A 15622-nucleotide genomic window follows, 5' to 3' on the forward strand; every position below is an offset into this window, starting at 1 on the left:
ATACCATGTCTGAAATGACCCCGCGCGAGATCGTCAGCGAACTGGACAGCTACATCATTGGCCAAAACAAAGCCAAACGTGCCGTCGCCATTGCCCTGCGCAACCGCTGGCGCCGGATGCAGCTCAACGAGATGCTGCGTCACGAAGTGACCCCAAAAAACATTCTGATGATCGGCCCAACTGGCGTCGGTAAAACCGAGATCGCCCGCCGTCTGGCTAAACTGGCCAACGCTCCCTTCATCAAGGTAGAAGCCACCAAGTTCACCGAAGTGGGCTATGTGGGTAAGGAAGTGGACTCTATCATCCGCGATCTGACCGATGCTGCCGTGAAAATGGTGCGTCTGCAATCGATCGAGAAAAACCGCACCCGTGCGGAAGAGATGGCAGAAGAACGCATTCTCGACGTGCTGATCCCGCCGGCCAAAAACAACTGGGGCCAGGCCGAAGAGCAGCAAGAACCCTCTGCCGCTCGCCAGGCATTCCGCAAGAAACTGCGTGAAGGTCAGTTGGACGATAAAGAAATCGAAATCGATCTGGCTGCAGCCCCGATGGGCGTGGAAATCATGGCTCCTCCGGGCATGGAAGAAATGACCAATCAACTGCAATCGATGTTCCAGAACCTCGGTGGGCAGAAGCAGAAACCGCGTAAAGTGAAGATCAAGGAAGCCTTCAAGCTGCTGATCGAAGAAGAAGCAGCCAAGCTGGTAAACCCGGAAGAGCTGAAAGAGCAGGCGGTGGAAGCCGTTGAGCAGCACGGTATCGTGTTTATCGATGAGATCGACAAAATCTGTAAGCGCAGTGGCCAGAGCTCCGGCCCAGACGTGTCCCGCGAGGGCGTCCAGCGCGACCTGCTACCGCTGGTGGAAGGCTGTACGGTATCGACCAAGCACGGCATGGTGAAAACCGATCACATTCTGTTTATCGCCTCCGGTGCATTCCAGACTGCCAGCCCTTCCGACCTGATCCCGGAACTGCAAGGCCGTCTGCCAATCCGCGTTGAGCTACAAGCGCTGACCACGGAAGATTTTGAACGTATCCTGACCGAGCCAAGCGCGTCGCTTACCGAGCAGTACAAAGCGTTGATGGCTACCGAAGGCGTCACCATCGATTTCACCGCTGACGGTATCCGCCGCATCGCTGAAGCCGCCTGGCAGGTTAACGAAAGCACCGAAAACATCGGCGCACGTCGTTTGCACACCGTGCTGGAGCGTCTGATGGAAGATATTTCGTACGATGCGAGTGAAATTGGCGGCCAATCCATTACAATTGACGCCGAATACGTGCGCAATCATCTGGATGAACTGGTAGCGGATGAAGATCTGAGTCGTTTTATCCTATAATCGCTCTATCACTGTCCTGTCAGTTATCTTTGTGGGAGGCATTGCCTCCCACATTTATTTTTAACGGACACCGTCTTTTGACTTACTGAAGCGAAATATGAGCTCATCAACCACCACCACCCCGGCCAGAGCCTGGCTGGAAAGTTTACGACCACGAACCCTGCCATTGGCCTTTGCCTCCATCGTTGTCGGTTCCGCGATCGCCGCCTGGCAGGGCAGCTTGAAGCCCGGCGTGGCGCTGTTGGCTCTGCTGACCGCAGGTCTGCTGCAGATCCTCTCCAACCTGGCCAACGATTACGGTGATGCGGTAAAAGGCAGCGATAAAGAAGACCGTATCGGTCCGTTGCGCGGCATGCAAAAGGGCATGATCACCCAAAGCCAGATGAAACGGGCCTTGATGCTGACGGTAGTGCTGATCGCCATTTCCGGTTGCTGGCTAATCGCCGTCGCCTGTGAAAAACCCAGCGATGTGGTGGGCTTCCTGGTGCTGGGCGGGCTAGCGATTGTCGCGGCCATTACCTACACCGTGGGCACCAAACCTTACGGTTATCTGGGGCTGGGCGATATTTCGGTATTGGTGTTTTTCGGCTGGCTCAGCGTGGCAGGCACTTACTATCTACAGACTCACACTTTCGATAGCGTCGTAATGTTGCCAGCCACCGCCTGTGGTCTGCTCGCAGCGGCGGTGTTGAACATCAATAATCTGCGCGATATCGAAAGTGACCGCGCTAACGGCAAAAATACCCTGGCCGTCCGCCTTGGTCCACAGAATGCGCGCTATTACCACGCAACGCTGCTGATTGCCGCCGTGGTCTGCTTTGCCCTGTTTACCCTGCTTAACCTGCACAGCCTATGGGGCTGGCTGTTTGTGCTGGCCATCCCGTTTCTGTATCGCCACGGAATGCGTGTCTTACGTGACCCTACGGCCGTCGGCATGCGTCCAATGCTGGAACATATGGTCAAGGCCGCGTTGCTCGCCAACGTGCTGTTTGCGATTGGCGTGGTGCTCAGTTAGTTGAGACTTGCGTAGCAGAACGCATTCTGGCACTGATGATTTTGCCAACGGGGCGAATAAAGGGATATACTGGTTATTCCAGCGGCAAACAGACGTAAAATCCTATGAAATACGATACTTCCGAACTTTGCGATATCTATCAGGAAGAGGTCAACGTAGTTGAGCCTCTGTTCTCCAACTTTGGCGGACGTACTTCATTTGGCGGGCAAATCACTACGGTGAAATGCTTCGAGGATAACGGCCTGCTGTTTGAACTGCTCGAAGAAAACGGCCGTGGCCGCGTGTTAGTGATCGACGGCGGCGGCTCGGTACGCCGTGCCCTGATCGACGCGGAGCTGGCCCGTCTGGCGACTCAGAACGAATGGGAAGGCATCGTGGTTTACGGTGCGGTGCGCCAGGTGGACGATCTGGAAGAACTGGACATCGGCATTCAGGCGATGGCAGCAATCCCGGTAGGAGCCACCAGCGAAGCGATAGGCGAAAGTGATATCCGCGTTAATTTTGGCGGTGTGACCTTCTTCTCTGGCGATCATCTGTATGCCGACAACACCGGCATCATCCTTTCTGAAGATCCGCTCGATATCGAGTAACCGCAGAAAATGACAAAGGGCGCCTGAGGCGCCCTTTTCGTTGGAGCTAATGGATCAGACTTCTTCCATTTTACCCAGCAATGCGCGCAGGCGATCTTGCCACACGTGCTGCTCTTCTTTCAGCTGCTGGTTTTCACGCACCAGTGACTCGTGGTTACCCGCAGCACTCTGGACTTCCTGAGACAGGGAATTGTTTTTCTCTTTCAGCTCTTCAATTTCCATCTGCAACAGCGTGATGGTATCGATCGCCTGCTGAACTTTTGCTTCCAGTTTTTCAAATACTTCAAATGACATTCTTCAGTCCCCTCATGATAGCAAGGCGTACATCCATAAGTAGCGCCGCAACCTTAGCTGCAGCGACTGCGAATATGCTCGCGTAACCAACAGGCCCAACGCCTGTTTCGATAAAACCTTTCCCGCAATAAAAACGATTGTAAGTAGCCAGCCCCCCAGTGTCTAGCAACATACCGACCCAACGCGCACTCTGTTGCAATTTTCCTACCCTGGCTATCGGTCAAAGCTGAAAGTCACCGCTGCCAAACGGCTGGGTTGTTAACAAATAGAGACAAAATAACTGGTCAGATCACCGTTTTATGGTGCAGAAAGAACACCAAACAACGCGAATTCGCTCAATTTTATGACGAAGTACACACATTTTGATTTCGCTATTTCTCGTTTATGCTCGTTAACGATAAATTTACATCACATCCTCAACCGATAAGAGGACGTGAAGAAAAACTCTGTAGCTCAAGGCCAAAACGCCAACGCGCCAAGCCTAGATAACCTATAACCGTCGTCTGCAGGACAATAATATTATGAGCCAAACCATCAGTCCGACCTTAAAAGGCCAGTGCATCGCTGAATTCCTCGGCACCGGTCTGTTGATTTTCTTTGGCGTAGGCTGTGTTGCAGCGCTGAAACTGGCAGGTGCCAGCTTCGGCCAATGGGAAATCAGCATCATTTGGGGCCTGGGGGTGGCGATGGCCATCTATCTGACCGCCGCCATTTCCGGTGCTCACCTGAACCCGGCCGTCACGCTCGCGCTGTGGCTGTTCGCCTGCTTTGATGGACGCAAAGTACTCCCTTACATCGTTGCGCAGATTGCGGGGGCCTTTTGCGCGGCAGCATTGGTTTACGGGCTGTATTACAGTCTGTTCTTTGATTTTGAAGCCGCCCACCAGATGGTGCGTGGCAGCAACGAAAGCCTCGAATTGGCCGGTATTTTCTCGACTTATCCCAACGCACATATCTCCGTTGGCCAGGCCTTCCTGGTAGAAACCGTGATCACCGCCATCCTGATGTGCCTGATCCTGGCACTGACCGATGACGGCAACGGCATTCCACGCGGCCCGCTGGCACCGCTGTTGATCGGTATTCTGATTGCCGTCATCGGTGCCTCTATGGGACCATTAACCGGCTTTGCACTGAACCCGGCACGTGACTTCGGCCCGAAACTGTTCGCCTATCTGGCAGGCTGGGGCAAGGTGGCCTTCACCGGCGCTCGCGACATCCCTTACTTCCTGGTGCCAATCTTCGGCCCTATCGTCGGTGCCGGTTTGGGTGCCTTTGGTTACCGCGCGCTGATCGGTCGCCATCTGCCTTGTGACGTTTGCTTCGAGGAAGAGCAACCCGCCCCTAAACCAGAACAACGTAAAGCGTGATTGGCACGGCTTTAAACGGTTAACCACAGTAGGACTCAAAATTATGACAACCGAAAAAAAATACATTGTCGCCCTCGACCAGGGAACCACCAGTTCACGTGCCGTAGTGCTCGATCACGATGCCAATATTGTTGCGGTTTCACAGCGTGAATTTACGCAGATCTATCCGAAGGCCGGCTGGGTAGAACATGACCCGATGGAAATCTGGTCCTCACAAAGTTCCACCTTGGTCGAAGTGCTGGCCAAGGCCGATATCAGTTCTGATCAAATCGCCGGGATCGGCATTACCAACCAGCGTGAAACCACCATCGTCTGGGAAAAAGAGACCGGTAAGCCGATTTATAACGCGATCGTCTGGCAATGCCGTCGCACCGCCGACATCTGTGAAAAACTCAAGCGTGATGGCCTGGAAGAGTATATCCGCCACAATACCGGCCTGGTGGTTGACCCTTACTTCTCCGGCACCAAGGTCAAGTGGATCCTCGACCACGTCGAAGGCGCGCGCGAACGTGCCAAGCGCGGTGAACTGCTGTTTGGTACCGTCGACACCTGGCTGGTGTGGAAGATGACCCAAGGACGGGTTCACGTGACCGACTACACCAACGCCTCACGTACCATGATGTTCAACATCCATGAGCTGGACTGGGACGATCGTATGCTGGAGGCGCTGGATATCCCACGCGCCATGCTGCCAGCAGTCCGCCCTTCTTCCGAAGTGTATGGCCAGACCAACATCGGGGGTAAAGGCGGGACGCGTATTCCTATCGCCGGGATCGCCGGTGACCAGCAGGCGGCGCTGTATGGCCAACTCTGCGTTCAGCCGGGTATGGCGAAAAACACCTACGGCACCGGCTGCTTCCTGTTGATGAATACTGGCAAAGAGGCAGTACGCTCCAGCCACGGCCTGCTGACTACCATCGCCTGCGGCCCACGCGGGGAAGTGAACTATGCGCTGGAAGGTGCGGTGTTTATTGGTGGGGCCTCTATCCAGTGGCTGCGCGACGAGCTGAAACTGATCAGCGATGCCGCAGACTCCGAATACTTCGCCACCAAGGTCAAAGACAGCAATGGCGTCTACGTGGTACCCGCCTTTACCGGCCTGGGTGCCCCCTACTGGGACCCGTATGCCCGTGGCGCCATCTTCGGCCTGACCCGCGGCGTCAACAGCAACCACATCATCCGCGCCACGCTGGAGTCTATCGCCTACCAGACCCGCGACGTGCTGGATGCTATGCAGGCCGATGCCAATACCCGTCTGCAATCGCTGCGTGTGGACGGTGGTGCGGTAGCCAACAACTTCCTGATGCAGTTCCAGTCCGATATCCTCGGCACCCGTGTCGAACGTCCTGAAGTGCGTGAAGTGACGGCGTTGGGCGCGGCCTATCTGGCCGGGCTGGCGATTGGCTACTGGAGCGATCTGGATGAGGTGAAGAGCAAAGCCAACATCGAGCGTGAATTCCGTCCGGGTATCGAAACTACCGAGCGTAATTTCCGTTACAGCGGCTGGAAAAAGGCCGTGGCTCGTGCACAAGCCTGGGAAGATCACGACTGATTCGTTTTACCCTGCAACAGCGCTGCCTTCGGGCAGCGTTTTTATTGCCTCGCCCTGCCAGCTCCCCCCTGTGGTAAACTTTGCCGATATTTTCTTCCCTTTTCTCACTGACAGGTTTGCCATGAAACGTGAATTAGCCATCGAATTTTCCCGCGTTACCGAAGCCGCCGCACTTGCGGGTTATAAATGGTTGGGGCGTGGTGACAAAAACGCCGCCGACGGTGCCGCCGTCAATGCCATGCGCATTATGCTCAACAGAGTGGATATCGATGGCCGGATCGTGATCGGTGAAGGTGAGATTGATGAAGCCCCGATGCTGTATATCGGCGAAAACGTCGGCACCGGGCTGGGCGATGCGGTGGATATCGCCGTCGATCCCATCGAAGGTACGCGCATGACCGCAATGGGGCAATCCAATGCGCTGGCTGTCCTGGCGGTAGGCGACCGCGGCACCTTCCTGCACGCTCCTGATATGTATATGGAAAAACTGGTCGTCGGCCCACAGGCGCGTGGGGTGATCGATCTCAACTTGCCGCTAGCCACCAACCTGAACAACGTCGCTGCCTGCCTGGGTAAACCACTGACGGAGCTGACGGTGATCACGTTGGCTAAACCGCGCCACGATGCGGTGATCGCAGAAATGCAGCAGCTCGGGGTGAAGGTTTTCGCTATTCCCGACGGTGATGTCGCCGCCTCGATCCTGACCTGTATGCCGGAAAGCGAAGTGGATGTGATGTACGGCATCGGTGGCGCACCGGAAGGCGTGATCTCCGCTGCGGTGATCCGTGCGTTGGATGGCGATATGCAAGCCCGCCTGCTGGCTCGCCATCAGGTCAAAGGGGATAACGAAGATAATCGCCGTATCGGCGAGCAGGAGCTGGCCCGCTGTAAAGAAATGGGCATCGAAGCCGGTAAAGTGTTGGTTCTGGATGAAATGGCGCGCAACGATAACGTGATCTTTGCCGCGACCGGGATCACCAAGGGCGATCTGCTGGAGGGCATCAGCCGCAAAGGCAATATGGCCACCACCGAAACCCTGTTAATTCGGGGCAAATCGCGCACTATCCGCCGCATCCGTTCGACCCACTATCTGGATCGCAAAGACGCAGCGCTGCACGAATTCCTGCTTTAACGCCTAGGGGCGCAGAGCGCGCCCCGTCTCTATCAGGCGGTATGTCCCTGATGCTGCATACGGCTCGATAGCGGCCACCAGCACAGCAAAATCAACAACGCCATGGCAAACATCAGCAAGCCAAGGCTGAACTGCCCGGTTTGCGGCAGCATGGCTGACAACCATGTCGCCAGTCCAGACCCCATATTCTGCATGCCGCCCACCAGGGCACCCGCCGCCCCGGCCAGATAAGGGAACGGCTCCATCGCACCGGTGGTCGCCAGGGGGAAGAGCATCCCGGCACCGAAGAAGAACAACGCCGCAGGCACGATCAGCGTCCAGATATTCATCACCCCGAACCAACCAGGGATCCACATCATCAGCCCGGCCAACAGGCAACTGATCACCGAATGCCACATCAGACTGTGGAAGGATTTGCCGTCACGCCCGGCATACCAAGCACCAAAGAACGCCGCCGGGATCGGCAGGATAAACAGGATACTGACGGTCAAACCGCTCAGGCCCAACACCCCGCCCATCAACACGCCACAGCTGGCTTCAAAGACGGCGATACCGGCCAGAGCGCCGATCAACATCACCAGATAGCAGCTGAAAGTGCCATCCGCCAACAGTTGGCGGAAGCTGGAGAACATGCGGCGTTTTTCCGTCTGCTGCGGCCGGGTTTCCGGCAACCAACGGAACATGGCAAACGCTACACTGGCGCACAACACCAGCAGGAAGCCATAACAAGCCCGCCAGCCAAACATCATCGCCAATCCCCCACCAATCACCGGAGCCAACAGCGGGCTGACAAGAATGCCCATATTCAGCAGGCTATTGGCATATCGCAGGGACGTCCCCGCATACAGATCGCGCGGCATGGTTCTGGCCATCACGCCCGCCACGCCGGTGCCCATACCCTGAACCGCGCTGGCGGCTACCAACATCGATAGGCTGTTGGCCAGCAAAGCGCCCAAGGCACCAAGTAGGAAAATCATCATGCCAGCCAGGATCACCGGGCGGCGGCCAATGCGATCGGAAAGCGGTCCGTAGATCAGCTGCGAGAAGCCGTAGGTCAGCAGATAAGCCGCCATAACGCGCTGCACGGAGCCGGAGGGCACCGAGAGATCGCGGGCAATATCGGCGATGATGGGGACATAAATGGTTTGCGCCATCTGACCGACGGCAACCAGCAGGATCAGCATCACCAGCAGGTGGAAGTTCTCAACTTTTCTCATTATCTTCATTAACTTATTCAGTATTGCGACACTCAACCCCGCCCAATACCCCAGGGGGAACCACAGAGCAGCTTCTCAGCGACGCATAAGCTAACAAATCTGATTTTTTTAGCGAGTTTCGGGCAAATATAGATCGCCGTCACACTGGCACCTATCGCTACCAGTCTCGTAAATCAAACTGTACGTATCTGTTGTCATAACGGGAAAGAGTTAAAAATGATAAACTTGCATCAGATTAGCTTTAACACTTAATCGATAATTATTTCCATCAACTTGAAATAAGATACCGCCACAGGGATTTGGGTTTTATGAAAACACCAGAGCTGATTTTATTGCAGTTAAAAACCTTGGGTCCTCATTCTGCCAAAATGCTGGCAGAGCGGCTGGAAATCACGCCGATGGGGATCCGCCAGCATCTGCAATCCCTTGAACAACGTGAGCTGGTTTGCTACGAGGAAACGCGCGCCAAAGTAGGCCGCCCGACGCGTTACTGGTCTTTGACCCAACAGGGCCATGCCCAGTTTGCCGACGGACACGATCGGCTTTCGGCGATCCTGCTGGAGTCTGCACATGAGCTGTTCGGTGCCGAAGGTATAGAAAAGCTGATCCGGGCGCGCGAGGATAAACTCTATCACCGGTACGCCGATGAGCTGGCAGAGGAAGAAGACCATCTCAGCAAGCTCAACCGCCTGGTTAACCTACGCCAGCGTGACGGCTATATGGCGGAACTGTTGGAAAGCCCGCAGGGCATGTTGCTGGTGGAAAACCACTGTCCGATCGGCGTGGCGGCCCATACTTGCAGCAACCTGTGCAACTCCGAACTGCAGCTGTTCCATCGCCTGTTTGGTAAAGGCTACCGGATAGAACGTACCGCGCATGCCATCTCCGGCTCACGACATTGTGCTTATTTGATCCGACCACGGGAGCGTTAAAAGTATGGCTGAATGGGTTAATGGCAAAGTGACAGGGGTACAACATTGGACCGATGGTTTGTTCAGCATCACCGTCAATGCCCCGATCGACAGTTTCACCGCCGGGCAGTTTGCCAAGCTGTCACTAGAAATAGGCGGCGAGCGCGTTCAGCGCGCCTATTCTTACGTTAATGCCCCCAGCGATCCCAACCTGGAGTTTTATCTGGTCACAGTGCCGGAAGGAAAACTCAGCCCAAGCCTCCATCAGTTGCAGCCCGGAGCGGAAGTGATGGTCACCAAAGAAGCCGCCGGATTCTTTGTGCTCGAAGAAGTGCCAGACTGCGACACCTTATGGATGCTGGCGACCGGCACCGCCATCGGCCCTTATCTGTCGATCCTGCAAGAAGGCAAAGATCTGGATCGCTTCAACAACCTGGTACTGGTGCACGCCGCACGATTTGCCCGCGATCTCAGCTACCTGCCGCTGATGCAGCAGCTGCAACAGCGTTTTAACGGCAAACTACGCATTCAAACCGTGGTCAGCCGCGAAGAGGTGGCTGGCTCATTGACCGGGCGCGTTCCTGCTCTGCTGGAAGACGGCCGACTGGAAGCGGCAGTCGGTTTGACCCTGGATGCCGAAACCAGCCATGTGATGCTGTGCGGCAACCCGCAGATGGTGCGAGATACCCAGCAAACGCTGAAAGAGAAATATCAGATGCGCAAACATCTGCGCCGCAAGCCGGGCCATATCACCAGCGAGCATTACTGGTAGTTCAGCGGAATTTTACCGGTTCGGCCTCTGGCCCGAATCGGTTATCCCCTGGGGTGCCCAGAAAAGCCCCCAGATCGATCGCCATCATCACCACAATCAGCGTCGGAATAAAACGCCCCACGCCCCACTGCCAGACCGGTGCCAACATCTGCCAGTTACCGGCTGCCAATATCCACGCCAGGATCAACAGCAACGCCCACCAGCCCTTTTTATTGCGATCGTGCAGGCGCTTGACCAGCACCGCCGCCGTTGGCCACAGCAGCGCCACAATGCAAAAGGCGATGGTCTGGATCGCTACCACATCGTAGTTGGCCAGCGTGAAAGCCACCGCCATCAGCACTACCCAGACAGCCATCCAGATCCAGAAGTCGCGCCGCCCGATACGGCCCTTAAAGGAAAAACACCATTGCTGTAAGCTCATCGATTCATGCACTCTTGGCCTGCCCATATTCTGCGCCGCAGTGTAACATAGGCCATACCGGGTTAAGCTAGCCCCGGTAAAGCGCAGACCATCGCACCGCCTTGCGTCAGCAAACGACAATCACGCGGAATTTTTGACAATTCCCCCGGGTTATCGTTTTAATCGGAGTCATCTTTGTTACCGATGCCGTATACCATGCTGAAAAAAATCATCGTTATAGCCTGCCTGTGCCCCCCCATCGGCAGTGCTTGGGCCGATCCAACGGATACGCCTTCCGAAGCCCCGGCGAACGCCCCCTACTTGCTGGCTGGCGCGCCCACCTTCGATCTGACGGTGGTACAATTTCGCGAGAAGTACAACCGCGACAACCCAACGTTGCCGATTGGTGAATTCCGCGTAGTCCCCTCAAGAGAGGATGACTCTCCTTTGCTGACCCGCGCGGCCAGTAAGATTAACGAAAACCTGTACGCCTCTACCGCGCTGGAAAAGGGCACCGGTAAGATTAAAACCCTGCAAATTACCCATTTGCTGTTGCAGGATGGCGAAGAAAAAGCGGCCAAAGCCATCGCGGTGAACTACATGGCAGCCCTGAGCCGCCAGTTTGAACCGACACTCACCGTGGAAGAAAGCATCATCAAGGTGAACAACCTGCTGGAAAAAGGCAAAGGCTCCTACTTCTACCAACAACAGGTCGGGGCAATACGCTATGTGGTAGCAGATAACGGCGATAAGGGGGTAACCTTCGCCGTTGAACCGATTAAGCTAACGCTATCTGAACCCTGATACCCCAGCAATTAATGACAAAAAGCAAAGCCTTTGCACTGATTCATCTCTATACTGTTGGGCAGGTAAACTGCCTGTCCGGCAGTTGTCATTTAGACTCTCGCGTCCCCTTTTTGGAGGAAAACACATGCGTCATCCATTAGTAATGGGTAACTGGAAGCTTAACGGCAGCGTTCACATGGTTAACGAACTGATCGCCGCCTTGCGTAAAGAACTGAGCAGCGTTGACGGTTGTGGCGTTGCCATCGCACCTCCAGTCATGTATCTGGATCTGGCCAAGCACGCACTGGGTGGCAGCCGCATCGCTCTGGGCGCACAGAACGTCGACATCAACCTGTCTGGCGCCTTCACCGGTGAAGTTTCTGCCACCATGCTCAAAGACGTCGGTGCTGAATACATCATCATCGGCCACTCTGAGCGCCGTACCTATCACAAAGAAACCGACGCAGCGATCGCCGAGAAATTTGCCGTGCTGAAAGCCGCTGGCCTGATCCCAGTGCTGTGCATCGGTGAAACCGAAGCAGAAAACGAAGCGGGTAAAACCGAAGAAGTTTGTGCGCGCCAGATCGACGCCGTGCTGAAAACCCAGGGCGCTGAAGCGTTCAAAGGCACCGTCATCGCTTATGAGCCAGTGTGGGCTATCGGTACCGGTAAATCTGCCACCCCAGCGCAAGCTCAGGCAGTACACAAATTTATCCGTGACCATATTGCCAAGCAAGACGCTGCAGTCGCTGCCGAAGTGATCATCCAGTACGGCGGTTCCGTGAACGATAAGAACGCTGCAGAGCTGTTTGCTCAGCCAGACATCGACGGCGCGCTGGTTGGCGGCGCATCACTGAAAGCTGACGCTTTCGCCGTGATCGTCAAAGCCGCTGCCCTGGCGAAAAAAGCCTGATTTTATCCGGCCTGAAATGACAAAACCCCGGTTTCCCGGGGTTTTTTATGGCTCAAAATTGGCGATCAGCGCTTGCTGATTTCGTCAAAAATCCCGCCGGTGGCAAAGTGCACCTTCTGCGCTTCAGTCCAGCCGCCAAAAGTATCATCCACGGTGAACAGTTTCAGTTTTGGAAACTGCTCGGCGAATTTGGCTGCAACGGCTGCATCACGTGGACGGTAGTAGTTGTTGGCCGCAATGGTCTGGCCTTCCGGTGAATACAGATACTTCAGGTAAGCCGTAGCCACATCACGGGTGCCGCGCTTATCAACGACCTTATCCACCACCGATACCGTCGGTTCAGCCAGAATGGATTCGCTCGGGGTGATGATTTCAAACTTGTCTTTACCCAGCTCCTTCTCTGCCAGCAAGGCTTCGTTTTCCCAGGCGATCAGCACATCACCGATGCCGCGCTCAACGAAGGTATTGGTTGCGCCACGTGCACCGGAATCCAACACTTCCACATTTCGGTACAGCTGTTTGACGAACTCCTGAGCCTTGGCTTTATCGCCACCGTTCTTGTGCAGAGCATAACCCCAGGCAGCCAGATAGTTCCAACGGGCACCGCCAGAGGTTTTCGGGTTCGGTGTAATAACCGACACGCCAGGCTTCACCAGGTCAGCCCAATCATGGATCTGTTTTGGATTATCCTTACGCACCAGGAAAACGATGGTCGAGGTGTAAGGTGCCGAGTTGTCTGGCAGGCGCTTGATCCACGCTTTATCAATACGACCACGCTCGGCAATCGCGTCCACGTCGTATGCCAACGCTAGCGTGACCACATCCGCTTCGATGCCGTTAATCACCGAGGTCGCCTGCTTGCCGGAACCGCCGTGTGACTGACGCACGGTAACCTTATCGCCGGTCTGCTGCTGCCAATACTTACCAAACGCCGTGTTATATTCCTGGTAGAACTCACGCGTAGGATCGTATGAGACGTTCAGCAGTTGAATATCTTTCGCCATAGCACCCGATGCCAACAGCAGTAAAGTCAGACCCACACCCCATTTTTGCATTGCCGTTCCCCCAGAAAATGACGCAACCTCAAGCGGTTGATTTAGCATCAAAGCCTGCCAGAAACTTCCCTCACAATTAAAGAATAAAAAATGTTGTACTAGACCATTCTGGAATATAGCGGCTACCGATAAAAAAAAGCCCCCAACAAAGGAGGCTATTTCGCGGCGTTCAAGCCGGATTAGTACAGCTTTTTCGCCGTTTCCAACCAGTCACCCTTGAACGGACGCTTCATGTTTTCGATTGCGTCAACGATGTCGTGGTGCACCATCTTCTCGTTCTGGATCCCTACGCAGCGGCCACCGTAACCTTGCAGCAGCAGGTCGATGGAGTACGCGCCCATGCGGGAAGCCAGAATACGGTCGTAAGCAACCGGTGAACCACCACGCTGGATGTGGCCCAATACGGTAGCACGGGTTTCACGCTTGGTTTCCTGCTCGATATGGCGTGCCAGTTCGTCGATATCACAGATATGCTCGGTGATCGCCACGATGGCATGCTTTTTACCTTTGGCGATACCGGCTTTGATTTCGTCAACCAGATCGTCACGGCTGAATTCGATTTCCGGCAGAACGATAAATTCACAACCACCGGCAATGGCTGCCGCCAGGGTCAGGTCGCCACAGTAACGCCCCATCACTTCCACGATAGAGATACGTTGGTGTGATGAAGAGGTATCGCGCAGGCGGTCAATGGCTTCTACCACGGTTTCCAACGCGGTGAAGTAACCGATGGTGTAGTCGGTGCCTGCAACGTCGTTATCGATGGTGCCAGGCAAACCGATGCAAGGGAAACCCTCTTCGGTCAGGCGCTTCGCCCCCATGTAGGAGCCGTCACCACCGATGACCACCAGCGCATCAATGCCGCGGTTTTTCAGGTTTTCAATCGCCTTGGCGCGCACGCTGTCATCCCTGAACTCTGGAAAACGCGCAGAACCCAGGAAGGTGCCGCCGCGATTGATCATGTCAGACACGCTATAGCGGTCTAATTGCTCCATACGATCTTCGTACAAACCAAGGTAGCCATCGTAAATACCAAATACTTCCAGACCTTCTGTGAGCGCGGCACGCACAACGCCACGAATGGCAGCGTTCATACCTGGGGCGTCACCGCCACTCGTCAGTACACCGATTTTCTTGATCATGACTACCTCTGAACTGTAGATGCAATTTCTTAAGAATTCTGTATTCGCCGACTCACCGGGTATCTCTCCAACGGCGCAAAACCAGCTTTACGGCTTTTATTGCTGGATATTATAACAAAAACACCCAGCTGAATTGATTCAGGTCACGCAACATCAAGGAAAAAACTTCACATGGCACGGCGTGCTAACACCGTGTTTTCTCAATCCACCCAACATTGACCTATGTCAGTTGATTATAGTTCCCAATGCCCCTGTCGGCCCTGAGGAACAACAGAACAGGGATCTTGGTGAATAATCACGTCGGCTCCGGGGAAACGATGCAACAATGCCTGCTCCACCTGTTCTGCCAGAATATGCGCCTGCATCAACGGCAGGGTGTCTTCCATTTCCAGATGCAACTGGATAAACCGCGTTGGCCCAGACTGCCGCGTACGCAGATCGTGGGCACCTTTGATACCCGGCCAAGACGATACCACATCGATAATTGCCTGACGCTCTTCATCCGGCAAGGCGCGATCCAGCAGGGACTGCACCGCCTCGTACCCCATACGCAGCGCGCTATAGAGAATATAAACCCCAATGCCCAGGGCAAACAGCGCGTCCGCACGGTGAAATCCGTACCAGCTTAGCCCAAGTGCTATCAAAATAGCACCATTCATCATCACATCTGACTGATAATGCAGCATATCGGCCCGTACCGCCTGGCTGCGCGTTTTTCTGACTACCCAACGTTGATAGGTCACCAGGATGAAAGTGCTAATCAACGCAATGATAGTTACAGCTACCCCTATGCCCGGCGAATTCAGGGGCTGCGGGGAATACAGATGCTGGAAGCCGGTCAAGAACAGGAACAGGGCAGAACCGGAGATAAACATGCTTTGCGCCAGCGCCGCCAGCGACTCGGCCTTGCCATGGCCAAAGGTGTGCTCTTCATCAGCCGGCTGCAACGAGTAGCGTACCACCAGCAGGTTGGTTAACGATGCGGCAATATCCATCAACGAATCCACTAAAGCCGCCAACAGGCTGACCGACCCGGTGAGATACCAGGCAACAATCTTGATCAACAGTAGAATGGAAGCCATTCCGGTGGCGGCTAAAGCAGCGGACTGTACCAGCCGCGCGTATTGCTGTTCCAT

At 55.0% G+C, this 15622-nt stretch carries 16 protein-coding genes; 10 read left to right on the plus strand and 6 right to left on the minus strand.

Annotation, left to right across the window (positions count from 1 at the left end; genetic code table 11):
• The first annotated feature begins 5 nt into the window (after nt 1–5).
• From hslU to rraA, 3 genes are all read left to right on the plus strand, one after another.
• On the plus strand, nt 6–1340 hold the full coding sequence (gene hslU, locus KGP16_RS25650; RefSeq protein ID WP_021807223.1) for an HslU--HslV peptidase ATPase subunit: 1335 nt from the start codon (nt 6–8) through the stop codon (nt 1338–1340).
• A gap of 97 nt (nt 1341–1437) precedes the next feature.
• Nucleotides 1438–2355: a 1,4-dihydroxy-2-naphthoate polyprenyltransferase gene (locus tag KGP16_RS25655; RefSeq protein ID WP_021807224.1), complete on the plus strand. Its 918-nt coding sequence runs from the start codon at nt 1438–1440 to the stop codon at nt 2353–2355.
• A gap of 104 nt (nt 2356–2459) precedes the next feature.
• Complete coding sequence (rraA, locus tag KGP16_RS25660; protein WP_021181888.1) at nt 2460–2945, plus strand: ribonuclease E activity regulator RraA; 486 nt, start codon at nt 2460–2462, stop codon at nt 2943–2945.
• Between the two features lie 54 nt (nt 2946–2999).
• Here rraA and zapB read toward each other — a convergent pair whose 3' ends face one another.
• A complete protein-coding gene (zapB, locus tag KGP16_RS25665) occupies nt 3000–3239 on the minus strand; it encodes a septal ring assembly protein ZapB (RefSeq protein ID WP_021181887.1) in 240 nt (79 codons plus the stop codon).
• A 521-nt stretch (nt 3240–3760) separates the two neighbouring features.
• Between zapB and KGP16_RS25670 the strand changes: the two genes are divergently transcribed.
• The 3 genes from KGP16_RS25670 (at nt 3761) to glpX (ending at nt 7290) form a co-directional block, all read left to right on the plus strand.
• Entirely contained in the window at nt 3761–4606 is an 846-nt protein-coding gene (locus tag KGP16_RS25670) for an MIP/aquaporin family protein (RefSeq protein ID WP_223500532.1), read from the plus strand.
• Between the two features lie 43 nt (nt 4607–4649).
• Nucleotides 4650–6158, plus strand: coding sequence for a glycerol kinase GlpK (gene glpK, locus KGP16_RS25675; protein WP_021181885.1), 1509 nt, complete (start codon nt 4650–4652; stop codon nt 6156–6158).
• A 121-nt stretch (nt 6159–6279) separates the two neighbouring features.
• Entirely contained in the window at nt 6280–7290 is a 1011-nt protein-coding gene (glpX, locus tag KGP16_RS25680; RefSeq protein ID WP_059199387.1) for a class II fructose-bisphosphatase, read from the plus strand.
• 32 nt (nt 7291–7322) lie between these two features.
• Here glpX and emrD read toward each other — a convergent pair whose 3' ends face one another.
• Nucleotides 7323–8507, minus strand: coding sequence for a multidrug efflux MFS transporter EmrD (emrD, locus tag KGP16_RS25685; protein ID WP_223500534.1), 1185 nt, complete (start codon nt 8505–8507; stop codon nt 7323–7325).
• A 308-nt stretch (nt 8508–8815) separates the two neighbouring features.
• Between emrD and KGP16_RS25690 the strand changes: the two genes are divergently transcribed.
• On the plus strand, nt 8816–9439 hold the full coding sequence (locus tag KGP16_RS25690; protein ID WP_021807227.1) for a metalloregulator ArsR/SmtB family transcription factor: 624 nt from the start codon (nt 8816–8818) through the stop codon (nt 9437–9439).
• Nucleotides 9440–9443: 4 nt separating this feature from the next.
• The gene (fpr, locus tag KGP16_RS25695) at nt 9444–10190 is read left to right on the plus strand and encodes a ferredoxin--NADP(+) reductase (protein WP_021807228.1); all 747 of its coding nucleotides are present in this window, start codon (nt 9444–9446) and stop codon (nt 10188–10190) included.
• Nucleotide 10191: 1 nt separating this feature from the next.
• Here the strand turns inward: fpr and KGP16_RS25700 are convergent, their stop codons facing one another.
• Nucleotides 10192–10611, minus strand: a complete 420-nt coding sequence (locus tag KGP16_RS25700) for a DUF805 domain-containing protein (RefSeq protein ID WP_021181880.1) — start codon at nt 10609–10611, stop codon at nt 10192–10194.
• Between the two features lie 195 nt (nt 10612–10806).
• Here KGP16_RS25700 and KGP16_RS25705 point away from each other — a divergent pair, with 195 nt between their 5' ends.
• Together KGP16_RS25705 and tpiA are read left to right on the plus strand one after the other, a co-directional pair.
• Nucleotides 10807–11394: a DUF1454 family protein gene (locus KGP16_RS25705; RefSeq protein ID WP_094981607.1), complete on the plus strand. Its 588-nt coding sequence runs from the start codon at nt 10807–10809 to the stop codon at nt 11392–11394.
• A 127-nt stretch (nt 11395–11521) separates the two neighbouring features.
• The gene (tpiA, locus tag KGP16_RS25710; protein WP_021181878.1) at nt 11522–12289 is read left to right on the plus strand and encodes a triose-phosphate isomerase; all 768 of its coding nucleotides are present in this window, start codon (nt 11522–11524) and stop codon (nt 12287–12289) included.
• Between the two features lie 65 nt (nt 12290–12354).
• On the opposite strand, the gene KGP16_RS25715 is transcribed toward tpiA, so the two are convergent.
• The 3 genes from KGP16_RS25715 to fieF all read right to left on the minus strand — a co-directional run bounded on the left by KGP16_RS25715 (nt 12355) and on the right by fieF (nt 15622).
• Nucleotides 12355–13344, minus strand: a complete 990-nt coding sequence (locus KGP16_RS25715) for a sulfate ABC transporter substrate-binding protein (RefSeq protein WP_021807231.1) — start codon at nt 13342–13344, stop codon at nt 12355–12357.
• Between the two features lie 179 nt (nt 13345–13523).
• A complete protein-coding gene (gene pfkA, locus KGP16_RS25720) occupies nt 13524–14486 on the minus strand; it encodes a 6-phosphofructokinase (protein WP_021181876.1) in 963 nt (320 codons plus the stop codon).
• 233 nt (nt 14487–14719) lie between these two features.
• The gene (gene fieF, locus KGP16_RS25725; RefSeq protein WP_021807232.1) at nt 14720–15622 is read right to left on the minus strand and encodes a CDF family cation-efflux transporter FieF; all 903 of its coding nucleotides are present in this window, start codon (nt 15620–15622) and stop codon (nt 14720–14722) included.

The organism is Serratia sp. JSRIV006 (assembly GCF_019968685.1).
Taxonomy (GTDB): domain Bacteria; phylum Pseudomonadota; class Gammaproteobacteria; order Enterobacterales; family Enterobacteriaceae; genus Chania; species Chania fonticola_B.